Raw genomic sequence first — 24,109 nt, 5'->3', positions numbered from 1 at the left:
ATCATATAATTATTACATAAATAGTAAGTTATTATAACATGTTAAGGTAGGAAGAATTAATGAGGGAAAGAATTATTAATGGAATCAATTGTGAAAGTATTGAGAGTTTTATAGCTATATATAATTGTTCAAGGAAATATTGTATTGATAAAATAGATGAAATACGTTTTAAATATAAGGAAATGGATAATAAATTAAATAGTGATTTAATTTATAAAATTCTAAGTGGCTTAAAAGATGAAATTCTGAAGGATAGCATAAGAATAGATATTTTAAAGAATATTTTAATTTCACTAGAAAAATATAATATTCAAAATGAGGAATTATGTAAAAAGCAAAAAGAGTTCATTAAAGAGATTTATAGACAAACAATTATTGATTATAAAAAGTATAGACATGAATTAAAAAATGAAATAGATATAGTATGTAAAAATGAAATAAGAAAATTGGATTATTATATTGATAGTATAAATATTGAAGAGGCTAAATTTGATTATATAAGATTATTTTATAGACGTGTTTTAACTGAGAATGAGTATTGTAAAAAGAAAAAAGAGGTATTAACTAGAGTTGATAAATTTAAGAATTGTAAGAGTATAAAGGAAGAAATCTTTATTAAGGATTATAAAGATATGATTTATAGTGAAATTGAAAATAAATATAAAAATGAATATATATATGAGTTAAATCTTTCTGATTATTCTTATATTCTAGAAGTTGGAGGATTAAAATTTACAACAACTAGTGGATTTAATACATATTGGTTTCATGATAAATTAGATTGGGTAATAGAAAGAAATCATGAGGGATGGTATCATATTTATTTTTGATGATAGGAAGTAGATTAATAAAGTTTAAAGGATAAAACAAATTATAAATGGAGAATAATATATGTTTACAATAATGATAATAGAAGATAATGAACAACTTCAAAATGAAATTGGAAGTTTATTAATGATAAATGGTTATTCAGTTTTGAAACCAAAGGATTTTAATAATATACCACAAGTAGTAAAAGAGAGTAAACCTGAGTTAATTTTATTAGATATAAATTTACCAAAGGATGATGGATTTAAAATTTGTACAGAAATACGTAGCTTTTCAAAAGTACCAATAATTTTTGTAACAAGCAGAAATACTAATATAGATGAGCTTATGGCAATTACACTAGGTGGAGATGATTTCATTACAAAACCATATAATACGCAAATACTTTTAGCTAGGATAAATTCACTTATTAAAAGAGCATATCCTAATGATTCTAATTTAGATATAATCCAGTATAATGGGTTAAAATTAAATATTTTAACAAGTACAATTGAGTATAATGAAAATAGTGAAGAGCTTACAAAAAATGAATTAAAAATATTATATTATTTATTAATTAATAAAGGAAAAATTGTTTCTAGAGTTGAAATTATGGAGTATTTATGGGATAGTTCAATGTTTGTAAATGATAATACTCTTACAGTAAATATTACAAGAATAAGAAATAAAATAGAGGAAATAGGATTGAAAGATTTTATTAAAACTAAAAGAGGACAAGGTTACATAATATGACTATAAAAAGTTACTTAAAAAGCAAGAGTGGAACAATAGCTTTAAATATTATAGCCTTAATAGTTTTATCAATATTTCTTTTAAGTATAGGTAATGAATTTAAAGTAATAATGGTAATTGTATTGTCATGGATTATTACTTTATTAATTTATCATTTTATTTCTTATAGGAAGAGAAAAAATTATTTTCAGTTAATAGAAAAATCTATATTAAATATAGATAAAAAATATTTATTAAGCGAAGTTTTAGAAGTACCACCTTTTCTTGAGGCAGAGCCTTATTATTATATTCTAAAAAAATCAAGTAAATCAATGAGAGAAGAAATAAATAAGGAAAAATCAAAGCTCAAAAACTATAAAGAATACATAGAACAATGGATTCATGAAGTAAAAACACCTATTTCCCTTATAAAATTAATTGAAGAAAATAATAGAACAACTAAAAGTTCAGCAATACTTATGCAGTTAGAAGAAATTGATAGATATGTAGAACAAGCTTTATTTTATGCAAGAAGTGAAGATGTGAATAAAGATTACCTTGTAAAGGAAATAAGCTTACAAAGTTGCGTAAATAGTGTTATTACAAGAAATAAGCAAGGGTTTATTTTAAATAATATAGATATAGAAATTGATAATATAGAAAGGTTTGTATATTGCGATAGTAAATGGCTTGAGTTTATTTTAAATCAAATAATAGTAAATTCTATAAAATACAGAAATACTAAAGATTCAAAAGTTAAGGTATATTGTGAAGATATAAAGAATGGAATTAAGTTAATTATTGAGGATAATGGTATTGGTATTGCTTCTGATGAATTAGATAGAGTATTTGAAAAAGGTTTTACAGGAAATACAGGTAGAGTAAATAGTAAGTCTACCGGTATTGGATTATATTTATGCAAAAAGTTATGTGATAAGTTAGGATTATTAATAGATATAGAATCAGAAATAAATTGTTATACAAAAGTTAGTATTACTTTTCCTATAGGAAGCTTTACAATGAAAACTTATGCAGTTAAATAATGTATTTATAGTGCTAGTTAAATTAGTAATGTTACAACATTGTCACCTAAAAGTAATATTAAATCGAATCTAACATGTTATATATAAGTTAAAATATCCTTGAGGTGATAATTAATGAACGAAGTATTAAGAATAAATAATATTGAAAAATATTATGGAAATAAGGGTAACATAGTTAAAGCTATTGATGATATAAGCTTTAATGTGAAAAAAGGTGAATTTGTAGGGGTGATGGGGCCTTCAGGATCAGGTAAGACAACTCTATTAAATTTAATAGCTACAATTGATGAAGTTAGTTCTGGTAATATTTATTTAGATGGAAAAGACTTAACGGAAATAAATCAAAAGAATATAGCAAGGTTTAGAAGAGAAAATTTAGGATTCATATTTCAAGACTTTAATTTGCTAGATACATTAACTATTCATGAAAATATAGCTTTAGCATTAACAATAAATAAAACTAAGAAAAGTGAAATAGATAGTAAAGTAGTAAATGTTGCTAGAAAATTAGGGATAGAAGATTTACTTTCAAAGTACCCCTATGAGGTATCTGGTGGGCAAAAGCAAAGAACCGCTTGTGCAAGGGCATTAGTAACTAATCCTAAGCTTATATTAGCTGATGAACCGACAGGCGCACTTGATTCAAAATCAGCTCAAATGTTAATAGAAATGATATCAAATTTAAATAAAGATTTAGATGCAACAATATTAATGGTAACTCATGATTCCTTTACAGCTAGTTATTGTAATAGGATATTATTTATTAAGGATGGAAAAATATTTACAGAGTTAGCAAGAGGTGAAAATACACGTAGACAATTCTTTAATAAGATATTAGATGTAGTAGCATTGTTAGGTGGTGACGTAAGGGATGTACGCTAAACTAGCAATAACTAATGCAAAAAAATCCATAAAGGATTACTCTATATATTTTATAACAATAACATTATGTGTAAGTTTGTTTTATGCCTTTATGTCATTATCAAGTTCAAGTTATGAGTTAATAACAGAGGATTCTTATAATTTTGAAATGCTACAGGATATAATGAAATATGCTACATATGTAATAACTGCATTGTTAGCTATATTGGTGGGATATGTAAATAAATATGTAATGAAAAGAAGGCAAAGAGAATTTGCAACATATATATTACTAGGAACAGAGCAAAAAAATGTAGCGTTGATGTTTTTCATAGAGACATTAATAATAGGTTTTATAGCTATTTTCTTAGGAATATTTGTTGGAACATTATTTTCACAAGTAGTTACAGCATTAATATTATTAACGGCAAAACAAGCAATAGTTTTCAACTTTAGATTATACATGGATACAGTAGTAATAACTTTTATATTCTTTTTAGGTATGTTTTGTATTATTGGTATAAATAATATAAGAGTCCTTAGAAAATTAAAACTTATTAATATGATTAATGCAGAAAAAAGATCAGAATTTCAATTTAAAAGAAGTGGTAAGGTATATGGAGGAATTTTTGTTTTAGCAATTATTTTATATACTATTTGTGGATATTGTACATTATCACTTATAAAAGAGGCTAATGAAAGGACAGTTACTTCAATGGTAGGTGAAGCCGTTTATACAACCATATCATTAGTAAGCTTTATTATAGCAACATATGCTTTGTTTTATTCTTTAGCATATATACTAATTTTAGTTAAAGAGAGATGGACTAATTTCAAGTATGAAGATACAAATCTTTTCTTAATAGGAACAATAGTATCAAAGCTTAAAACAGCCCCTATATTAATGGCAACAATATCTATAACTTTTTTTGGTGCAGCTGTTAGCTTTATTGTAACCTTAATAATGTCACAATGGAGTCTTGGATATTTAGATTATAGAGCTCCTTATGATATAGATGTAAGAACCTATTATAATATTGATGAAAATCGTAGATATGAAAGTATTGATGAAATCCCAAACTTTGATTATGAAGAGATTGTTAGTTATTTGAATAAAGAAAACAATTTAGAAGACTATTGTATTATAGATAAATATTTTATAAATCCAGAAGATTTTAATATAACAGATAGATGGACAAGACCTTTAAATGTAATTAAATTAAGTCAGTTTAATAAAGCGCGTTCAATGCTTGGATATGATGAAATTAAATTAAAAGAAGATGAATTTACAACCCATTGGGCAAAGTCTATAGAAGAAAATCAAATACAGTCATTTATAAAAGAAAATTCTAAGATAAATATAGGTGGTAAAGAGCTAAGGTTAAGTTCAAATGATTTTTATAAAGAAAGTTTAGGCGAAGGAATATTTAATTTATTTACAGATACAGTAATTATAGTTCCTGATAATATTTGCAATAATTTAACATTAGCTACATCTAACTTAATAGGAAATTTAAAGAAGGATTTAAAGTATGAAGAAGCCTTAGAAGTAGAAAATAGCATTATTCCTAATTGGTATGCTGATAATAATAAAGAAATTATAGAAAAGTATAATAAAGAGTATGTAGATTATTCTGAAGAGCTAATAGCTATACGTATAAAATCAGTAGAAACTAGCGAAATGTTAAATCTTAATTTAGGAATGAGAATATTAGGAATATATTTAGGTATAGTTTTACTTATGATTAGCTTAACAGTACTAGCACTTCAACAATTAGCAGATTCAATTGAGCATAAAAGTAGATTTAATGTTCTTAGAAAGCTAGGAGTTGAAGAGAGTAAGATTAATAAAATAGTCTTAAAGCAAATATCTATTTACTTTATAGTACCTGTTTCTATAGCTATAGTAGGTGTTATAGTATTTTCATGTAACTATTTTAAGCTTATAGAGACAGAGATAGCATTTTATGTAGGAGATAAAGCTTTTATAGCTAATATTGTATTAGCAGTTATTTTACTAATAAGTATTTATATAGCTTACTTTTTGGGGACATATTATACTTTTAAGAGAAACATTAATAATTAAATTAAGTAAATATATTGAAAGTTGGGAGCCTAATTGGCTTCCTTTTTATTTTGTAAGATATAGTATATAATTATTACATAAATATTAATTTTTTTAGTAAATTTAAATATAAGTTAAGATTAAGATGAGGTAAATAATGAGATACGAAGAAGCAATGAAATACATAACTGAGGTTGGTAATTTTGGTTCAAATTATGGATTAGAAAGAACACATAAGTTATTAGAGTACTTAGGTAATCCAGAAAAGGAATTAAAATTTATACATATTGCAGGAACAAATGGAAAAGGTTCTACAACTTCAATGATAACAGAAATATTAATGGGTTCTGGATATAAGGTTGGAATGTATACTTCTCCATTTATAGAAGAGTTTGAAGAAAGAATTCAAATTAATAGAAATAATATTCCAAAGGAAACTTTAGCAGCGTTGATGGATGAGGTTAAGCTTTCTGTAGATAAGGTAATAGAAGATGGATATAATCATCCTACAGAATTTGAAATAATCACTGTTTTAATGCTTTTATACTTTAAAAGAGAAAATATAGATTTTGGAGTTATAGAAGTAGGTTTAGGTGGAACATTAGATTCAACTAATGTTATTACACCAATACTTCAAGTAATAACTTCTATAAGCTTTGATCATACTAATCTTTTAGGAAATACATTAGAAGAAATAGCAGGCGAAAAAGCAGGAATTATAAAAAAGGGAATTCCTACAGTAATATATCCTCAACAGGAAGAGGCTTTAAAGGTTATTAAAAATAAGTGTTTTGAAATGGATTCAGAGCTTTATATTGCTAACAGTGATAATTTAAAATTTGAAAGTGTAGTAAATGAGGATAAGCCATATCAATTATTAAAATATAATGATGAAATTGATATATTATTACCTTTACTTGGAGAGCATCAAATAATTAATTTAAGTGTTGCAATGAAAACAATTGAAGTTTTAAATAATAGAAATATAACAGATATATCAATAGATAACATAACAAAAAGTATAAAAAGTGTTATTTGGAAAGGTAGACTTGAAGTTTTATCAAATAATCCTTATGTTGTTATTGATGGGGCACATAATATACAAGGTATACAAACACTAAGCAAAAATATAAAAAAATATTTTGAATATGATAATTTATATTTAATTTTAGGTATTTTAGCTGATAAAGATGTTGAAGAAATGATTAAAGTAATAACACCAATGGCTAAAAAAGTATATGCTGTTACTCCTAATTCAATAAGAGCAGAACTTGCAGAGGACTTAAAAAAAGAAATAATTAAATATAATGAAAATTGCCAGGCTTATGATGATTATAAAGAAGCATATTTAACTGCATTAAATGATGCAGATGAAAATGATCTTATTTTAGCTAGTGGATCATTATATATGGTTGGAGATATGAGAAAAATAATTAATAAAAATTAAAAAGCGTGTGTTTTAACTTAGATATTAAAATAAAGGTAGTTAATTGACAATAGAAGATTGTTAATTAACTACCTTTTTTGTATAGAGACTTGACAACGTTTTAAGATGTGGTAGAATTTGGTTGAATATTATGTAATATATAATAATCAAAAAAATCAAATTTAGTATAAATATCAAAGTGCATTTTAGAAGGATTTATATTAAAAATAGTTTTTAAAGATGAAATTTATGTGGATAAAGTGATTGTATATAAAAAATTATAATAGGAGGTAAAATATGTATTCTAAAAAGATATTAAATATATTTAAAAAGTATTATCTTGAGGAGAAAATTAATAATAGTAATATTAATGAGGTTAGAGAATTTTTTGATATGCTGGAAAAGAAAAAGTATACTATAGATGAACAGTGCTTTTATGATTTAGATATGGAAAATGTTTTTCATAAGGTTGATAGAACTTCATCTAGTGTTGGGGAAGCTGTTTTATACAAAATTATGAGAGAGCCTATAATGAATGAAGAAGCTTTAAAGAAAAGAAGTAAGGTAATAGATAAAATTGTTGAAGATAAGGATTTAAGAGCAAAGCTTCAATGTATATTTTATGAATTAGGTTTTGATAAGAAAAATAGATTTTTAGAAATGATGAAAAAAGAATTTAAGAGTAATAAGTTGAAAAGAGATTTATATACTTTATTTGGTATAGTAAATTTTATACTAATAATACTTACATTTGCTACTTTTAATAAATATATAGCATTTTCTGTATTAATACTATTTATAATTGCTCCAAGTATAGAAGCTAAAGAGAGAAAAAATGTAAGTACTAATGGACTTGTGTATTTATCAGCAATGTTGAATGCGGCAATAAAAATAGTAGCCTTAGATAAAAAAGAAAATTTAGGAGGCAAAAGAATAAAAGAATTGTTGAATAGTCTTAGAGATATAAGAAAAAATACTTTTTTAATTAGTTTATCAAGTATGTATGGTGGAATATTAGAACCGTTTCTATTACCTTTTTTAATAGTAGAAGGCTCATATTATAGAGTTATAGATAAGCTTAGAGAACAGAAAGATGAATTATTAGAGTTATATTACGAATTAGGTAAAATTGAAGCTTATATTTCAGTAGGAATTTATAAAGAAGTTGTTAAAGAAAATATTTCAGAACCTATATTTATTAATGAAACTAAATTAAATATAGTAGATGGAATTCATCCCTTACTAAAAAATCCAGTAGAAAATTCTATAATTATAGATAAAAAAGGGATAGTTCTAACTGGTACTAATATGTCAGGGAAATCAACGTTTTTAAGGATGGTAGGAATAAATGCTATTTTTGCACAGATATTTAATTTCACATTATCATCTAGATATGAGGCTTCATTTTTTAATGTAGTAACATCAATAAGTCCAAATGATGATGTTAATAATGGAAAAAGCTATTATTTAGCAGAGGTAGAAGCTATTCATAGAATAATAAATTCATTAGAAGGTTCTGTTAGATCTTTATGCATAATAGATGAAATTTTTAGAGGAACTAATCCTATTGAAAGAATTTCTTCATCTACAGCTATATTAAATTATATAAATAAGAGAGATGCAATTACTTTTGTAGCTACTCACGATAAAGAATTAACTGATTTATTAAAGAATAAATATGATTTTTATTATTTCAGTGAGAATGTTGATGATAATGAAGGATTATCTTTTGATTATAAGTTAAAGTCAGGAGTAGTTAAATCTAGAAATGCTATTAGATTGTTAGATTATATGGGGTACCCTAAAGAGATTGTAAATGAAGCTATGAGCTTAACAAGTATAATTGAAAAAAATATATAAGTGAAAAAATGGGGAAAGTATATATGGAGATTATTTATATATTATTAAGTTTAATATAAAATTAGTTATAGAAGTTCTTTCATCATTTATTTTTTTCTATAGGTATAGGAGATGTTTTTATAAGAAGTAAGTTAATTATTTTGCCAATGATAGGTAACTTTTTAGAAGGAGTTATTTCAAATTTCATACTATCTAAATATTCTAAGAAAATGGTTAGATAAATTAATTAATAATTATAAAGAAATTAGTAGAGGTTGTATAGTAAAATACGACCTCTATTAATTTATCCATAAAGATTTTATATATGCACTGATAGGTATAATTAGATATATATATTATAAAAAATATACACTAAAATAAAATACTCGTAAATGATTATAAATATAAAAGAAAAACATCCTAAAATTTTGAATTTATTGAAAAGCTAATCATTTACTATTTTTTAAGAATATACTATACTAATAAATAATGAAAAATAAAGGAGGATACGTTTATGTCAAAACATTTACATATTATGGCACCAGAAGGAGCTATAGCAGAAACAGTATTATTACCAGGAGATCCATTAAGAGCTAAATTTATAGCAGAAAACTTTTTAGAAGATGCAGTTTGCTATAATGACGTAAGAGGAATGTATGGATATACTGGAACTTATAAAGGAAAAAGAGTTTCTATACAAGGAACAGGAATGGGATTACCATCACATTCTATTTATGTAAATGAATTAATTCAATTTTACGGAGCTAAAAGACTTATAAGAATAGGATCTGCAGGTTCTTGTAGTGATGATGTTAATGTTAGAGATATAGTACTTGCACAAAGTGCATCTACTAATTCAGGAATTAATAAAAGAAGATTTAATGGTCTTGATTATGCACCAACTGCAAACTTTGACTTATTATATAATGCATATAATATAGCAAAAGCAAAGGGAGCTAACGTAAAAGTAGGTAATATATTATCAAGTGATTTATTCTATGATGATACTAATCATTTCTCATTAAAAACATGGGCTGATTATGGAGTTTTAGCAGTTGAAATGGAAACAGCTGAATTATATACATTAGCAGCTAAAAATGGTGTAGAAGCATTATCTATTTTAACTATATCAGATCATATTTTTAAAGGAGAAGAAACTTCTCCAGAAGAAAGACAAAATACTTTTACAGATATGATGGAAATTGCTTTAGAATTAATAAAATAGAAGAAAATAAAAAGACAAGTGAGAGCTTGTCTTTTTATTTTTTTAATTATTAGAAGCTTTATATTCTACTAAAGCCTTAGATAGTTGATCTGGACATGATGTTCCTTTTCCCCTACAATCTATTCCTTGTAACTTTTCAATAGCTTCATCAATATTCATTCCTTTTACAAGCACTGAAATTCCAAATAAATTACCAGGACATCCCCTTACGAATTCAACATTTTCAATAATATCATTTTTTATGTCTACATGTATTTCTGTAGAACATACTCCAGATGTTTTATAAACAAACATTTGTATTCCTCCTAATATCTAAGTAATAATTTACTTTTTAATTATATATTGACTTTGTAGAAAAATAAAGAAAAATAAGAAATAATGTAATAGTGACAAACTTATTGAAAGCTGCATATATTAAAATACATAGAAGTTTTAAGGGGGTGTAGTTAATGAGTTCTATTGTTTTATGCAATACAGGTGCAGATTCACTTTCTAAAATTGATTTAGATACATTTGAAGTAAAAAAAATATTATTTAAGTATTCTGAAAGACCAGTTGGTCCTCACGGAATAAGAAAGTATAATAATGAAATTATAACTGCAAATAACTATAGTGATTCTATATCAATTTTTTCAGGAGAAACTTTTGAGGAAATAAGTAATATTAAAATTGGACCAAAACCTAATGATTTAGTTAAAGTTGAGGATAAGATTTATACAATTTGTGGTGAATCAAATTCAATAGTCGTTTATGATGTAACTCAAAATAGGGTGTTATGGGAGCTTTATACAGGAAATTGGCCACATAGCATTGATTATTGTAAGAAAAGAGAATTATTACTTGTATCGAATTTAGAAGAAAATTGCACTAATATTATTAACTTAGATGATTATCAAATTGTAAAAACCCTCTTAACACCTGAATATCCTACAAAAGTAAAAATATCTAGTGATGAAAAGTTTATTTATATATGCGAAAGTTATTTAGGTAGTGATGAAAATGGATATTTAGATGTATTTTCCGTGGAAACATTTAATAGAGTAGCTAGAATTGAAGTAGGAACATCTCCAATAGATATGTATGAAGATGATAAAAGTATTTATGTTTCTAACTTCACTGAGGGAAGTATAAGTGTAATTGATAAAAATTCATTTCAATCAGTTAAAACATTATATATAGGCGGAATGCCTAAAGGAATTTTAAAAAAAGACAATAAAATCTATATAGGCGATTACTTAAAAGGTAGATTGATTGTAGTTGAAGATGAAAAAATAAAAAAAATCATAGCAATCGAGTCAGAACCCAATGCTATGATTTTATTTTAGTTTTCATCAGAAAAAAGTACTTGAACTATTTTAGTATAAATATCCGAAGGATTTTCCTTCCACCTATTGCAAAGCGATGTTGCTTGCTTTTTAGTAGGAACAGAAATTTTTAGATCTATAAGTAGTGTTTCATCCTCAAGAGCCTTTAAATCAACAACAAAAGAATTGTTTTTTTCGATAGTGTAGTCACTATGAATTGTTAATTCTTTTTTTATATTGTCTATTGTTTTTGAGATATAATTATCGATTATATCTCTTTTTATTGGAGAAATTCTGTCATTAAATATTGAAAGAACATTTTCTCCTTTACTAGTTATAGTTATTAATATCTTATTATTCTTTTCAATATACTCAACAAATTCAGCAGTATCTAATTCACTAATATATTGTTGAAGTGTAAAGTAATTAATAAAATTATTTTCAAGAATGATTTCAGTAAGTTGTGTTTTAGAAATAGGTTGTCTTAAGGATTTTATAACATATAATACTAAAAGTTTATTTTCTGCTAGTTCAGCTGAATTTTCGTACATATTAAACCTCCAATATGAAAGTGTCTATTTAATTATAACATAAAATTTGTTAGATGGAATATTGTAGTCATAATATTATAAATTAAGAATATAAATTAATAATAATTAAGTTTAGGAGTAGTGTGATGAAATTTAGCAAAAAATTAAATATTAATATTTTTATAATTTTTATGGTTATTATTGTATCAGTTATCTATAGTGGAAAAATTAAAAATACAGTAGCAACCGAAGCTAAAGAGGTTCCTATATATAGAGTTTGTACAGAAGAGAAAAAAGTAGCTTTAACTTTTGACGTAAATTGGGCAGAGAATGAGTACATATATGAAATATTAGATGTATTAAATGAAAATAATGCTAAAGGTACGTTTTTTATTATGGGAGGATGGGTAAATTATTCTGATGAAAATAGAGAAAAGCTAATGAAGATTAATGATGGTGGACATGAAATAGGAAATCATAGCTATATTCATCCAAGCTTTACTAAGATTAATCATGAAAGAATGGCTGATGAAATAAAGAAAACAGAAGATATTGTTTATGCAGCTACAGGTAATAAAACTAAAGTATTTAGATTTCCTAGTGGGGATTATAATCAAGATGCTTTAGAATATGTTAGAAGTTTAGGGTATGAATGTATTCAATGGGATGTAGATTCTATAGATTATAAGGAATCAGGTGCAGATGTTGAATATAATAGGATAATGAAAAATATTAAGGAAGGCTCAATAGCCCTTTTTCATAATAATGCAAAGTATACACCTCAAAATTTAAAGAAAATCATCAATAAATTAACTGAAGAAGGTTATCAATTTGTTACTATAAGTGAGTTAATTTATGATGATAATTACTATGTAGATGAAAAAGGTGAACAAATTAAAAAATAAATATTAGAAAAATATTGAAAGTTATGAGGTATTTGTATTATAATGGAAATAAATCCTTGATATTTTTATAACAGCAATAAGAATTTTATTAATTACTAAGGGAGAGAGGGGTAAAGATGGACAATTTGATGTTAAATAACAAGATTTATCTTGAAGGAAAAATTGTAAGTGGTATGGAGTTTAGTCATGAGATGTATGGGGAAGGTTTTTATACTTTCCTAATGGAGGTAACTAGGTTAAGTGATTCTGTAGATTTATTAAACATTACGGTATCTGAAAGACTTATTAGTAATATGGATTTATCTATAGGTAAAGAAATAGTAGTATTAGGTCAATTAAGATCTTATAATAAATTTGTAGATGGTGCAAATAAGTTAATATTAACAGTTTTTGCTCGAAACATAGAGCCATGCATAGAAAAGAGTAAAAATCCAAATGAAATATTCTTAGATGGGTATATATGTAAAGAACCAGTATATAGAAAAACACCATTTGGAAGAGAAATAGCAGATGTATTATTAGCTGTAAATAGAGCTTACAATAAGTCAGATTACATCCCAACAATTGCTTGGGGTAGAAACTCAAGATTCTGTCAAACATTAGAAGTTGGCGATAATATTAGGGTATGGGGAAGACTACAAAGTAGAGAATATCAAAAGAAGATAAATGAAACTGAAGTAGTTAAAAAGGTTGCTTATGAGGTATCAATTTCTAAAATGGAAAAGGTATCTGAAGAAGAAAGAGCAGAAAATAGTACTCCTAGTCATGAGGAAGGTGCTGTATAGTACACAAAAAAAAGGCTCCCACAAAATGGGAGCTTTTTTTTATTTTCTTAAATCATCTAAAATTTGAGTTTTATCCTTTGTTTTATCATCAACATTTTTAATTATTCTTGCAGGTGAACCAGCAACAACCACACCAGCTGGAACATCTTCAGTAACAACTGAACCAGCAGCAACAACAGCACCAGCTCCAATTTTAACACCTTCTAAGATAACTGCATTAGCACCTATCATAGCATCGTCTCCAATTTGACAAGGTTCCTTGCTTGGTGGTTCTAAAACACCAGCAACAACAGCACCAGCACCTAAGTGAACTCTCTTACCTAATTGTCCTCTAGCTCCAATAACAGCATTCATGTCTACCATAGTACCTTCACCAATTTCAGCACCGATATTTATTACAGCACCCATCATGATTACAGCGTTTTTACCGATAGAAACTCTATCTCTAATTATTGCACCTGGTTCTATTCTTGCGTCTATTGATAAAAGATCTAACATTGGTATTGCTGAGTTTCTTCTATCATTTTCAACTCTGAAAGATTTAATCTTGTGTTTGTTTTCTAATATTATTTCAGTAATTACATCACTTTCTCCAAATAATATGTAAAAATTGTTTTCTCCATAATGTTCAACGTTTCCTAGTGAAGTATCGCTTAGGTCTCCATTAACATATACTTTCACTGGAGTTGTCTTTTTTGATTCTTTGATAAATCTTGCTATCTCATATGGATCAGTTAAATTATAATTCATAAAATCATCCTTTCTTCATTTGCCCCAAATATTTATTTAAGCATTTATATTATAATAGAATTACAAATTATTTTAAAGAGACATTAGTAAAATAGTAGAAAAAACTTTACTGAATAGTATATTTGCTATAAAATTACTTGAGAGTAATGTTGGATTTAATATTAAATAAGGGGGCAAAGAATATGAATGAAAATTTAGATAGAGTAAAGATATCTGGAATAAGAAAATTCTATAATGAGGTACAAAAGGTTGAAGGAGCAATTTCATTAACATTAGGTCAACCGGATTTTAAGCTTCCAACTTCAATTGAAGAAGGATTAGTAAATGCAATACAAGAAAATAAAACTACATATACAAGTAATTCAGGTATAGTTGAATTGAGAGAAGAAATAAGCAAATACCTTTTAACTAAGGATATTGCCTATGAAGCAGATGAACTTTGTATTACGGTTGGTGGTAGTGAAGCTTTATTTAATATATTTACTGCATTATTAAATAAAGATGATAAGGTTCTAATTCCAACACCAGCATATCCTGCATATGAAAGTATAGTTACTATATTAGGTGGAACTGTAGTAAATTATTCTTTAGATAATGAATTTAAAATTGATGTAAAAGACATAAAGAATAAGATTAAAGATATGAATATAAAATATTTAGTTTTATCATTACCTAGTAATCCTACAGGAGCAATCTTATCAAAGGAAGAAAAAGATGAATTAATAGAATTAATTAAAGAAAATGATATATTAGTTATTACAGATGAGATATATGAATCTTTATGTTACGATGAATATTATAGTATTGCACAATGTAAAGAAATTAAAGAAAAAATAATTTATGTAGGTGGATTTTCAAAAATGTTTTCCATGACTGGATTAAGAATTGGATATTATGCATGTTCTCAAATGTTGATGAATGAGATTATAAAGATTCATCAATATAATGTATCTTGTGCACCATCTATTTGCCAATGGGCTGTTTATAATGGATTAAAATATGGCTTAAAAGATGTAAGTCATATGAAAGAAGTTTTTAGAAGTAGAAAAGATATGGTTGTAGGAAAATTAAAAGAAATGGGATTGGATGTAATTACACCTAAAGGAGCATTTTATGTGTTTCCATCAATTAAAAAATTTAATATACCTTCTGAGGAATTTGCACTTAGATTATTAAATGAGGAAAAGGTAGCCTGTGTTCCAGGAACTGCATTTGGAATTGGTGGTGAAGGATATTTAAGAATATCATATTGTTATTCTGATGATGAATTAATAGAAGCGTTAAAAAGAATAGAGAAATTTATTAATAAAATTTAACAAAATATTACTTGAAATATGCATTGTTATAAAATAATAATGTATATTTCTTTTTTTTATGCAAAAAATGTCCGTAAGTGATAATACAAAAATGAAAAAATGTTCGTTTGTATGTAAAAAGCTAAATTTTAAAAATTGAACAAATTATTAATAATTTTACATTTTAAAATTGGAAAAAGAACTATACCTTAAAGAGGGTGAATTGGCTAAAACAGTAAATGTAAACGTTAACTTGGAGCGAGATATTATATTGTCATATTATAAAAAAAGTGTACATTTATTTAATAAAATACTAAATGTAAAGGCTAAAAATTAACGATGTATTTTGACAAAAGTGGTAAATGTATTATAATTAATATAAATTATTAACATTTAGCTTTAAAAAAATAAGATGGGGGTTGTACACAAATGCTAAAATATGTTGGAAAAAGAATTTTAACTAGTATAGTTACAATTTGGGCAGTTATTACAATTGTGTTCTTTCTTGTAAGAATAATGCCAGGAGGACCTTTTGAAGGAGAAAAAATCACTGCTGAAATGAAAGAAGTATTAAATGAAAAGTATGGGCTAGATAAACCGGTAGGAGAACAATATGTTATCTATATGAAAGGTTTATTAAAAGGTGACTTTGGACAATCTATGAAATATAAAGGTAGACAAGTTATTGATACTATAAAAAATGGATTCCCAAAATCAGCACAAGTTGGAGCAGTTGCTATTGTAGCTTCTGTAGTAGTTGGTATTTTATTAGGAGTAGTTGCAGCGTTAAATGCAGATAAGTGGCCGGATAGGATATGTATGATAATTGCCACATTGGGAATTACCATACCGAGTTTCGTAATAGGATCCTTATTAATATTCTTATTTACAGTAAAATTAGGTGTACTAGGAGCAACTGGTCTTAGTAAGCCATCAAATTATATAATGCCAGTAATAGCACTATCAGGAAGTTCAATGGCATTTATAACAAGATTAACAAGAAATAAATTAATAGATGTTTTAAAATCAGATTATATAAGAACAGCAAAAGCTAAAGGTTTAAGTGGTGCAACAGTAATATTTAAACATGCATTAAGAAATTCATTAATTCCTGTTGTTACATATTTAGGACCTTTAACAGCTGGTGTACTTACAGGTTCATTTGTTGTAGAAAAAATATTTGCTATAGCAGGTCTTGGTAATGAGTTTACATTAACAATAACAAATAGAGATTACACAGCGTTATTAGGAGTTTTAGCGTTCTACTGTACATTTATAGTAATTTGTAACTTAATTGTTGATTTACTTTATGTAGTAGTAGATCCAAGAATTAAACTAGAAGGATAAAAGGGGGAGAGTTAATTGAAAAACGTAGTTGTAGAGAATTTAGATTTAAATATAGATAGTGAATTATTTTCTCCTTTAAGTTCAGAAGAGAAAAAGGCAAATGAAGTAGTAAGACCTAGTGTAGGTTATTGGGCTAATGCATGGAGAAGATTAAAAGCTAATAAAGTAGCGTTATTTTCATTAGTTATGATAGTTGTAATAATTGCTTTTGCAATATTAGGACCAATTATTGTAGAAAAACTTTTTGGTTTTACTTATAAATCAACAGATAAAACTGCATCAAACTTATGGCCAACAGCACAACATTGGTTTGGAACTGATAACTTAGGAAGAGATTTATTTGTAAGAGTTATGTATGGTGCAAGATATTCACTTATTATTGCATTTGCAGCTTCAATATTAAATCTTGTAATAGGGGTTTTATATGGAGGAATTGCAGGATTCTTAGGTGGAAAAGTTGATAATATAATGATGAGAATAGTTGATATATTATATTCTATTCCTACATTAATATATGTTGTTTTATTAATGAGCGTATTAAAGACGGAAGGTTCAAGTGGAATGTTTGCTATTATAGTAGCAATGGCAATTTCTTCTTGGGTAGGTATGGCTAGAATTGTTAGAGGAGATATTCTTCAATTAAAGCAACAAGAGTTCGTTTTAGCAGCTAAAACATTAGGAGCATCAAAGTCAAGAATATTATTAAGACATTTAATACCTAACTGTTTAGGGTCAATTATAGTAACAATGACATTATTTGTACCTTCTGCAATATTTACTGAGGCCTTCTTAAGTTATATTGGTTTAGGTTTAAATGCACCACTTGCTTCTTTAGGAACATTAGCAAATGATGCAAAAGGTTTATTAACAACACAACCTTATCAATTATTATTCCCTGCTGCTATGATTTGTTTAATCATTTTAGCATTTAACTTATTTGGTGATGGATTAACTGAAGCTTTAGATCCTAAACATCAAAAATAGGAGGAGAAACAGATGAGTAAATTATTAGACGTAAAAAATTTAAAAACATCATTTAAGACTCATATTGGAGATGTTCAATCTGTTAGAGGAGTATCTTTTCATTTAGATAAAGGAGAAGCTCTAGGAGTTGTTGGAGAATCAGGATGTGGTAAGTCAGTAACGATGATGACAATAATGAGATTATTAGGTGAGAATGCAAAGATAGAAGCAGAAACAATCACATTTGATGATAAAGATATAACTAAGCCTAATGAAAAATTAATGCAAACTATAAGAGGAAATGATATGTCAATGATTTTCCAAGATCCAATGACATCATTAAATCCTTTATTTACAGTTGGAGATCAATTAACAGAACATTTAATTAAACACAAAAAGATATCTAAAAAAGAGGCAAAAGAAAAAGCAATTAAAATGCTTGATATGGTTGGAATTCCAAGCCCAGAAAAGAGATTAAAACAATATCCACATGAATTTTCAGGTGGTATGAGACAAAGAGTTATGATTGCAATGAGTTTAATATGTGAACCTAAACTTATAATTGCAGATGAGCCTACTACAGCATTAGATGTTACTATACAAGCTCAAATTTTAGATTTAATGAAAGATTTAAAAGAAAAATTAGATACATCAATCATATTAATTACACATGATCTTGGAGTTGTTGCGGATTTATGTTCAAGAATTAATGTTATGTATGGTGGACTTATTGTTGAAGAAGGTACAACAGAGGATATATTCTACAGAGGAAAGCATCCATATACATGGGGATTATTAAGAAGTGTGCCTAATCCAAAGAGTGAATTAAAAGAAAAATTAATTCCAATTGAAGGACAACCACCAGATTTATTAAAACCACCAGTTGGATGTCCATTTACAGCAAGATGTGATTATGCAATGAAAATTTGTAAGGAAAAGCAACCACCTCTATTTGAAATAGAAAAAGGACATAAAGCTGCATGTTGGCTATGTCATAAAAATGCACCAAAAGTTGAGTCACCAATAAGGGGGGAAGAATAATGGAAAATAAAAATGACGTTATTTTAGAGGTTAAGAACCTTTGTAAATACTTCCCTGCAAACAAAGGATTATTTTCTAAGAAGAGCTTTGTTAAAGCAGTAGATAATGTTTCTTTCTCTATTAAAAGGGGAGAAACTTTAGGATTAGTAGGAGAATCAGGATGTGGTAAAACTACTACTGGAAGAACTATATTAAAGTTATATGAACCAACTTCAGGAGAAATAATTTTTAATGGACAAGATATTACAGGCTTAAGTGAAAAGAAAATGGTATCTTTAAGAAAGAATATGCAAATGATTTTCCAAGATCCATATGCATCACTTAATCCAAGAATGACAGTTGGAGATATAATAGGGGAAGCAATTGATATTCATGGTCTTTTCAAGGGAAAAGAAAGAGAAGATAGAATAAGATATTTATTAGATAAGGTTGGATTGAATGGAAGTCATATAAATAGATATGCTCATGAATTCTCAGGTGGTCAAAGACAAAGAATTGGTATTGCAAGAGCACTTGCAGTTCAACCAGATTTTATAGTATGTGATGAGCCAATTTCAGCACTAGACGTATCTATTCAAGCTCAAGTTATAAACATGCTTGAAGAATTACAAGAAGAATTTGGATTAACATATTTATTTATTGCACATGACCTTTCAATGGTTAAACATATATCAACTCATATTGGAGTTATGTATCTAGGACAAATGGTTGAAAAAGGACCAGCAGATGCTGTATATACGAATCCTAAGCATCCGTATACTAAGGCATTATTATCAGCAGTTCCAATTCCAGATCCAAAGGTAGCAAAAGCTAATAAGAGAATTGTTTTAGAAGGTGATATTCCATCTCCTATAGATCCACCACCAGGATGTAGATTTAAAGGTAGATGTAAGGAAGCAATGAAGGTTTGTAGTGAAGTTAATCCTGAACTTAAAGAAATTGAACCAGGACATTTTGTTGCATGTCACTTATTTAAATAGAAAGTTTTCATTAGCTAAATTTAATATTTAGCTAGTGTATCTAAAAAATAGTAGTTAGGTAATACCGTTTACTATATATCTACGGTATAACTTCAACTAACCAAATTGAAAATTTGGAGTAATATAGGTAACACTGCCTCCTAAGGTCGGCGGTGTAACTTCAACTAACCAAATTGAAAATTTGGAGTTTCAGTTATCAATTGCATTAGCAATTTATATAAAAAATATTAAGGGGGAACAAAAAAGATGAAAAGTTTAAAACTTAAGAAACTATGTGCAGTTTTAATGGCTGCAACAATTAGTACTTCTTTATTCATAGGGTGTGGAAGTGACGATAAGTCTACTGGAACATCTGGATCAGGAAGTACAGCAACAACAAATCAAGATTTAGTATTTAACCTTGGGGAAGATCCAGAAACAATTGACCCAACATTAAATACTTCTTCAGGTGCAGGTACAATAATTGTAAATGCTTTTGAAGGTTTAATGGTATTAGATGAAAATGAACAACCTAAAGAAGCAGTTGCTGAAAGTATGGAAGTGTCTGAAGATGGCTTAGTGTATACTTTTAAATTAAGGGAAGATGCTAAGTGGTCAGATGGAGAACCAGTAGTAGCTGATAACTTCAAATATTCTTGGTTAAGAGCTTTAGATAAAGCAACAGCTGCTGAATATAGCTATCAATTATATTATATTAAAAATGCTGAAAAATTCTATAATGGAGAAGTATCTGCTGATGAAGTAGGAATCAATGTAATTGATGAACATACATTAGAAGTTACTTTAGAATCACCAACTTCTTACTTCCCACAATTATTAGCATTCCCAACATATGCTCCATTAAGAGAGGATATTGTTACAGCTGATCCAGAAGGATGGGCAACAAAGGTTGACACTTATATTTCAAATGGACCATTCAAATTAGTTAAATGGGATATGAAAGATCAATTAGTTTTCGAAAGAAATGAAAACTACTGGGATGCAAGCAATGTTAAATTAGATACATTAACATTTAAGTTAGTAACTGATGAAACTACTGCTTACTCTGAATTAAGAGCTGGAAACTTTGATATAGTAAATAGTGTACCATCAAATGAAATTGAACCAGGTAAAGAAGAAGGATTAGTTCAAGTTGTTCCTAAATTAGGTACTTATTTCTTTGCTGCTAATGTTGGTAAACAAGATACTTTAAGTGCTGATGTTAAAAAAGCTTTAGGAAATAAATTAGTTAGACAAGCATTAAATTTAGTTATTGATAGACAAGAAATAATAGACAATGTAGGTAAAGCAGAACAAATTCCTGCATATAGCTTTGTACCACAAGGTATCTTCAATGAAGATGGAAGTGAATTCTCAGATAAAGAATATTATGATCCAACAGATATGGATGGAAATATTGAAAAAGCTAAAGAATTATTAAAAGAAGCTGGTTACGAAAATGGTGAAGGTCTTCCTACATTTGAATTAATGTACAACTCTGAAGGTCAACACAAAGATATCTGTCAAATAATTCAACAAAACTGGAATGAAATAGGTGTTAATGTTGAATTAACTAACCAAGAGTGGGCTGTTTTCTTAAATACAAGACAACAAGGGGATTATCAAATTTCTAGACATGGTTGGATTGGTGACTATGTTGATCCAATGACATTCTTAGATATGTGGGTAACAGGCGGAGGAAACAACGACTGTGGATTTAGCAATGCTGAGTATGATAAATTAGTTAGTGATGCAAAAGTTGAAACTGATGCTGCTAAGAGAATAGAAATGTTAAGAAAAGCAGAAGATATCTTAATGGATGAAATGCCAATATTCCCAATCTACTACTATACAACAGTAATGGCTTGGAATGATAATGTTAAGGGTGTTCAAGTTTCTACATTAGGAAAAGTAACATTTAAAAACGCTTATAAAGAATAATTAAAAAAGAGAGTCATAAGACTCTCTTTTTTAATTTCCAGCTGGATTATAGTGTTGACTTGAAACACCTTGTCTTTTAACTGATTTATGCTTTAAATTAGGGTTATGGTTATGACCTTCTTCAGTTATTGGAGTTTGATAATTACATTTTTCCATTCTAGCTTGTTTATTATCTGGTTGACTATCTTTTGGCATTATTCACTCCTCCTAAAATTCATATAAAATGTACAATCTTATTATGTGTTAATATATTTTTATTTATTCTTCTATGGACACTAATGCTTTTATGTATTATATTATATGTATAAAAATAAAATTAAAGTATTTTTATGTAAAAAGTGTATATAAAGGGGAAAAAGATTAGAATGTTAAATGGAAAAAATGAAATTTATAAGGGGAATTTATTGGAGGATAATGTTTTATTTAGTATAAGTGAAGGTACTTGTAAATTAGAAGACAAAAATTGTGTCTATTATAGAATACCATCTTTAATACAAACTACTAAAGGAACTCTTTTAGCATTTTGTGATGCTAGATATGACACTGCAGATGATAATTTAGGGAGAATATCTTGTGTTGTTAGAAGAAGTGATGATTGTGGGAAGACATGGTCAGAACCAATATTAGTTTGCAAATATCCTAATTTGGATGGAAAAGAATATAGTAGTGTATCTAGAACTATGGACACAACGGCATTAGTAACTGAAAGTGGTAAAATATTTACTCTGCATGGTCAATGGAAAAATAATGCCTTTAACTGGACTAGAACAGAAACAACACCAGATACTGATTGGAAAGCTATCATATCTATGTCAATAGATGAAGGAATTACTTGGTCTAATACTGACATTAGCTCATTGGCTAATGAAGATGGAGATATTGTTTCGTTTTTAGGTGGTGTTGGTACAGGGATACAAATGGAAAATGGAACACTAGTATTACCTATAGATGTATGTAGAAGAATAAATGGACAAAACAAAACGTTTTCTTCTATTATTTATTCTTTAGATGATGGTGAAAGTTGGAATATGCCTAAGGGATATGCCGAAGCAGGAACTAGTGAGTGTGATATTTTAGAAATTGAAAATGGGACACTATTATTAAATTGTAGAAGAGAGTTTAATGATAGAGGATGTTATATATCTAAAGATATGGGTAAAACATGGGAAGTTTATTCACCATTGCATAATGGTATTAGCAACAATAAAAACTCATCGGCTTGCCAAGCGTCATTTATAAAAATTATTCTTTCTGATAATAGACAAGTTGGATTATTATCAACTCCTAAGAATTTAAATGGAGGAGTTAAAAGAGATAATTTAACTTTATATGCAGCATATGACTTTATGAGCTGGAAAGAAATAAGTGTATTATATAAAGAGAATCAAAGTGAAGTAGGTGGTGGATACTCATCTTTATGCAATGCTATAGATTCTGATAATTTAAATCATTTATTTTTACTTCAAGAAAAAGATGGAGAAATAGTATTTAGAGATTTTACTAATTTATTAGAAGATATAATATCAGTATAAATAGTAGAATAAGATAATAATTATAAAAAAATAAAGAGTCTAGTAACTAAAATTAAATATAGTATTATAGGTATGGAATAGATAGTGTAATATAAACACTAATTCCATACATTTTTTTATATACTAAATTAATTAAGTATAGATTAGTAAATTAGTATAGTTGGTAGAATATACTTGTAGTATGCAAGAACAAATGTTTGTATAATGAAATTATAATTTTTACAAAGGATGATAAAAAATGAAGGTGCAAGAAGTAAAATTAGATAATAACCAACGAAGATATTTATTAGTTGATGATAGTGGACTACCTATAATACCAGTAGCAAAATATCTTAAATATATAGATAATAGTGAAAAAAGTTTTAATACTCAAAAGACATATTGTTACTCATTGAAACTGTACTTTGAATATCTTCAAGAAATAGATATAGATTATAGAAATGTGAATATAAATATACTTTCTGATTTTGTAGGTTGGCTTAGAAATCCATATGAAAATAATAAAGTAGTGAATTTAAAGCCAATTAAAGCAAAAAGAACAGAAAAAACAGTTAATTTAACTATAACAGTTGTAACTAATTTTTATGACTACTTATATAGAACAGAAGAAATCAATAATGATATGGTTAATAAACTTATGAAACAAGTATTTACTGGTGGTAACAGACATTATAAGGACTTTTGTAAATGATAATATAACAATGAACAGAAAATGGAAAATAAAAATGTACAAAAATGATCATTAGTTATATCCTATTT

Annotated in this window: 23 protein-coding genes; 19 read left to right on the top strand and 4 right to left on the bottom strand. The window is 27.1% G+C overall.

Annotated elements, in window-relative coordinates; translation table 11 throughout:
* Positions 1–59: 59 nt before the first annotated feature.
* The 8 genes from HCG76_RS05445 to deoD all read left to right on the top strand — a co-directional run bounded on the left by HCG76_RS05445 (position 60) and on the right by deoD (position 9,998).
* Positions 60–830, top strand: coding sequence for a hypothetical protein (locus HCG76_RS05445; RefSeq protein WP_221699218.1), 771 nt, complete (start codon positions 60–62; stop codon positions 828–830).
* 61 nt (positions 831–891) lie between these two features.
* A complete protein-coding gene (locus HCG76_RS05440; RefSeq protein WP_221699217.1) occupies positions 892–1,560 on the top strand; it encodes a response regulator transcription factor in 669 nt (222 codons plus the stop codon).
* Positions 1,557–2,582, top strand: coding sequence for a sensor histidine kinase (locus HCG76_RS05435; protein WP_221699216.1), 1,026 nt, complete (start codon positions 1,557–1,559; stop codon positions 2,580–2,582). Before HCG76_RS05440 ends, HCG76_RS05435 begins: the two co-directional genes overlap by 4 nt.
* A 114-nt stretch (positions 2,583–2,696) precedes the next feature.
* Positions 2,697–3,464 (top strand): ABC transporter ATP-binding protein, encoded by a 768-nt coding sequence (locus HCG76_RS05430; protein ID WP_221699215.1) that lies wholly within the window; start codon positions 2,697–2,699, stop codon positions 3,462–3,464.
* Entirely contained in the window at positions 3,454–5,529 is a 2,076-nt protein-coding gene (locus tag HCG76_RS05425; RefSeq protein ID WP_221699214.1) for an FtsX-like permease family protein, read from the top strand. The genes HCG76_RS05430 and HCG76_RS05425 overlap by 11 nt, the downstream gene beginning before the upstream one ends.
* 136 nt (positions 5,530–5,665) lie before the next feature.
* Complete coding sequence (locus HCG76_RS05420) at positions 5,666–6,955, top strand: bifunctional folylpolyglutamate synthase/dihydrofolate synthase (protein WP_221699213.1); 1,290 nt, start codon at positions 5,666–5,668, stop codon at positions 6,953–6,955.
* Between the two features lie 276 nt (positions 6,956–7,231).
* Positions 7,232–8,794 (top strand): MutS-related protein, encoded by a 1,563-nt coding sequence (locus HCG76_RS05415; RefSeq protein WP_221699212.1) that lies wholly within the window; start codon positions 7,232–7,234, stop codon positions 8,792–8,794.
* Between the two features lie 493 nt (positions 8,795–9,287).
* Positions 9,288–9,998 carry a purine-nucleoside phosphorylase gene (gene deoD, locus HCG76_RS05410; protein ID WP_195989429.1) on the top strand — a complete coding sequence of 237 codons (711 nt, stop codon included), beginning with the start codon at positions 9,288–9,290 and terminating at the stop codon, positions 9,996–9,998.
* Between the two features lie 42 nt (positions 9,999–10,040).
* Here the strand turns inward: deoD and HCG76_RS05405 are convergent, their stop codons facing one another.
* Complete coding sequence (locus tag HCG76_RS05405; protein WP_195989428.1) at positions 10,041–10,292, bottom strand: TIGR03905 family TSCPD domain-containing protein; 252 nt, start codon at positions 10,290–10,292, stop codon at positions 10,041–10,043.
* A 155-nt stretch (positions 10,293–10,447) separates the two neighbouring features.
* On the opposite strand from HCG76_RS05405, the gene HCG76_RS05400 reads away from it, so the two are divergent.
* Positions 10,448–11,323 carry a YncE family protein gene (locus tag HCG76_RS05400; RefSeq protein WP_221699211.1) on the top strand — a complete coding sequence of 292 codons (876 nt, stop codon included), beginning with the start codon at positions 10,448–10,450 and terminating at the stop codon, positions 11,321–11,323.
* Here HCG76_RS05400 and HCG76_RS05395 read toward each other — a convergent pair.
* Positions 11,320–11,853 (bottom strand): DUF4364 family protein, encoded by a 534-nt coding sequence (locus HCG76_RS05395; protein ID WP_221699210.1) that lies wholly within the window; start codon positions 11,851–11,853, stop codon positions 11,320–11,322. The genes HCG76_RS05400 and HCG76_RS05395 overlap by 4 nt on opposite strands.
* 125 nt (positions 11,854–11,978) lie before the next feature.
* Between HCG76_RS05395 and HCG76_RS05390 the strand changes: the two genes are divergently transcribed.
* The gene (locus tag HCG76_RS05390) at positions 11,979–12,737 is read left to right on the top strand and encodes a polysaccharide deacetylase family protein (protein ID WP_221699209.1); all 759 of its coding nucleotides are present in this window, start codon (positions 11,979–11,981) and stop codon (positions 12,735–12,737) included.
* A gap of 116 nt (positions 12,738–12,853) precedes the next feature.
* On the top strand, positions 12,854–13,522 hold the full coding sequence (locus tag HCG76_RS05385; RefSeq protein ID WP_221699208.1) for a single-stranded DNA-binding protein: 669 nt from the start codon (positions 12,854–12,856) through the stop codon (positions 13,520–13,522).
* 39 nt (positions 13,523–13,561) lie between these two features.
* Here HCG76_RS05385 and dapD read toward each other — a convergent pair whose 3' ends face one another.
* A complete protein-coding gene (gene dapD / locus HCG76_RS05380) occupies positions 13,562–14,272 on the bottom strand; it encodes a 2,3,4,5-tetrahydropyridine-2,6-dicarboxylate N-acetyltransferase (protein WP_221699207.1) in 711 nt (236 codons plus the stop codon).
* A gap of 182 nt (positions 14,273–14,454) precedes the next feature.
* On the opposite strand from dapD, the gene HCG76_RS05375 reads away from it, so the two are divergent.
* The 6 genes from HCG76_RS05375 to HCG76_RS05350 all read left to right on the top strand — a co-directional run bounded on the left by HCG76_RS05375 (position 14,455) and on the right by HCG76_RS05350 (position 21,818).
* Positions 14,455–15,588: a pyridoxal phosphate-dependent aminotransferase gene (locus tag HCG76_RS05375; protein ID WP_221699206.1), complete on the top strand. Its 1,134-nt coding sequence runs from the start codon at positions 14,455–14,457 to the stop codon at positions 15,586–15,588.
* Between the two features lie 408 nt (positions 15,589–15,996).
* Positions 15,997–16,914 (top strand): ABC transporter permease, encoded by a 918-nt coding sequence (locus tag HCG76_RS05370; protein ID WP_221699205.1) that lies wholly within the window; start codon positions 15,997–15,999, stop codon positions 16,912–16,914.
* A gap of 15 nt (positions 16,915–16,929) precedes the next feature.
* On the top strand, positions 16,930–17,898 hold the full coding sequence (locus HCG76_RS05365) for an ABC transporter permease (RefSeq protein WP_221699204.1): 969 nt from the start codon (positions 16,930–16,932) through the stop codon (positions 17,896–17,898).
* A gap of 12 nt (positions 17,899–17,910) precedes the next feature.
* Complete coding sequence (locus HCG76_RS05360; RefSeq protein WP_221699203.1) at positions 17,911–18,918, top strand: ABC transporter ATP-binding protein; 1,008 nt, start codon at positions 17,911–17,913, stop codon at positions 18,916–18,918.
* Positions 18,918–19,898, top strand: a complete 981-nt coding sequence (locus HCG76_RS05355) for an ABC transporter ATP-binding protein (RefSeq protein WP_221699202.1) — start codon at positions 18,918–18,920, stop codon at positions 19,896–19,898. Before HCG76_RS05360 ends, HCG76_RS05355 begins: the two co-directional genes overlap by 1 nt.
* 246 nt (positions 19,899–20,144) lie before the next feature.
* Entirely contained in the window at positions 20,145–21,818 is a 1,674-nt protein-coding gene (locus HCG76_RS05350; RefSeq protein ID WP_221699201.1) for a peptide ABC transporter substrate-binding protein, read from the top strand.
* Between the two features lie 30 nt (positions 21,819–21,848).
* Here the strand turns inward: HCG76_RS05350 and HCG76_RS05345 are convergent, their stop codons facing one another.
* The gene (locus tag HCG76_RS05345; RefSeq protein ID WP_195989416.1) at positions 21,849–22,013 is read right to left on the bottom strand and encodes a hypothetical protein; all 165 of its coding nucleotides are present in this window, start codon (positions 22,011–22,013) and stop codon (positions 21,849–21,851) included.
* Positions 22,014–22,183: 170 nt separating this feature from the next.
* On the opposite strand from HCG76_RS05345, the gene HCG76_RS05340 reads away from it, so the two are divergent.
* Together HCG76_RS05340 and HCG76_RS05335 are read left to right on the top strand one after the other, a co-directional pair.
* Entirely contained in the window at positions 22,184–23,350 is a 1,167-nt protein-coding gene (locus HCG76_RS05340) for a sialidase family protein (protein ID WP_221699200.1), read from the top strand.
* A 238-nt stretch (positions 23,351–23,588) separates the two neighbouring features.
* The gene (locus tag HCG76_RS05335) at positions 23,589–24,041 is read left to right on the top strand and encodes a site-specific integrase (RefSeq protein ID WP_260458036.1); all 453 of its coding nucleotides are present in this window, start codon (positions 23,589–23,591) and stop codon (positions 24,039–24,041) included.
* The last annotated feature ends 68 nt before the right edge of the window (positions 24,042–24,109 follow it).

The sequence above is a fragment of the Clostridium sp. K13 genome (assembly GCF_019734195.1).
GTDB lineage: Bacteria > Bacillota > Clostridia > Clostridiales > Clostridiaceae > Clostridium.
This window is presented reverse-complemented; position numbering and strand designations above follow the sequence as displayed.

Excerpts from the sequence above, each read along its gene's own strand:
- HCG76_RS05375 (WP_221699206.1), top strand. The coding sequence starts at position 14,455 with ATGAATGAAAATTTAGATAGAGTAAAGATATCTGGAATAAGAAAATTC.
- HCG76_RS05335 (WP_260458036.1), top strand. The coding sequence starts at position 23,589 with ATGAAGGTGCAAGAAGTAAAATTAGATAATAACCAACGAAGATATTTA.
- HCG76_RS05350 (WP_221699201.1), top strand. The coding sequence starts at position 20,145 with ATGAAAAGTTTAAAACTTAAGAAACTATGTGCAGTTTTAATGGCTGCA.
- HCG76_RS05440 (WP_221699217.1), top strand. The coding sequence starts at position 892 with ATGTTTACAATAATGATAATAGAAGATAATGAACAACTTCAAAATGAA.
- dapD (WP_221699207.1), bottom strand. The coding sequence starts at position 14,272 with ATGAATTATAATTTAACTGATCCATATGAGATAGCAAGATTTATCAAA.
- HCG76_RS05360 (WP_221699203.1), top strand. The coding sequence starts at position 17,911 with ATGAGTAAATTATTAGACGTAAAAAATTTAAAAACATCATTTAAGACT.
- HCG76_RS05395 (WP_221699210.1), bottom strand. The coding sequence starts at position 11,853 with ATGTACGAAAATTCAGCTGAACTAGCAGAAAATAAACTTTTAGTATTA.
- HCG76_RS05390 (WP_221699209.1), top strand. The coding sequence starts at position 11,979 with ATGAAATTTAGCAAAAAATTAAATATTAATATTTTTATAATTTTTATG.
- HCG76_RS05385 (WP_221699208.1), top strand. The coding sequence starts at position 12,854 with ATGGACAATTTGATGTTAAATAACAAGATTTATCTTGAAGGAAAAATT.
- HCG76_RS05415 (WP_221699212.1), top strand. The coding sequence starts at position 7,232 with ATGTATTCTAAAAAGATATTAAATATATTTAAAAAGTATTATCTTGAG.
- HCG76_RS05435 (WP_221699216.1), top strand. The coding sequence starts at position 1,557 with ATGACTATAAAAAGTTACTTAAAAAGCAAGAGTGGAACAATAGCTTTA.
- HCG76_RS05345 (WP_195989416.1), bottom strand. The coding sequence starts at position 22,013 with ATGCCAAAAGATAGTCAACCAGATAATAAACAAGCTAGAATGGAAAAA.
- HCG76_RS05425 (WP_221699214.1), top strand. The coding sequence starts at position 3,454 with ATGTACGCTAAACTAGCAATAACTAATGCAAAAAAATCCATAAAGGAT.
- HCG76_RS05370 (WP_221699205.1), top strand. The coding sequence starts at position 15,997 with ATGCTAAAATATGTTGGAAAAAGAATTTTAACTAGTATAGTTACAATT.
- HCG76_RS05400 (WP_221699211.1), top strand. The coding sequence starts at position 10,448 with ATGAGTTCTATTGTTTTATGCAATACAGGTGCAGATTCACTTTCTAAA.
- HCG76_RS05340 (WP_221699200.1), top strand. The coding sequence starts at position 22,184 with ATGTTAAATGGAAAAAATGAAATTTATAAGGGGAATTTATTGGAGGAT.
- deoD (WP_195989429.1), top strand. The coding sequence starts at position 9,288 with ATGTCAAAACATTTACATATTATGGCACCAGAAGGAGCTATAGCAGAA.
- HCG76_RS05445 (WP_221699218.1), top strand. The coding sequence starts at position 60 with ATGAGGGAAAGAATTATTAATGGAATCAATTGTGAAAGTATTGAGAGT.
- HCG76_RS05405 (WP_195989428.1), bottom strand. The coding sequence starts at position 10,292 with ATGTTTGTTTATAAAACATCTGGAGTATGTTCTACAGAAATACATGTA.
- HCG76_RS05355 (WP_221699202.1), top strand. The coding sequence starts at position 18,918 with ATGGAAAATAAAAATGACGTTATTTTAGAGGTTAAGAACCTTTGTAAA.
- HCG76_RS05430 (WP_221699215.1), top strand. The coding sequence starts at position 2,697 with ATGAACGAAGTATTAAGAATAAATAATATTGAAAAATATTATGGAAAT.
- HCG76_RS05420 (WP_221699213.1), top strand. The coding sequence starts at position 5,666 with ATGAGATACGAAGAAGCAATGAAATACATAACTGAGGTTGGTAATTTT.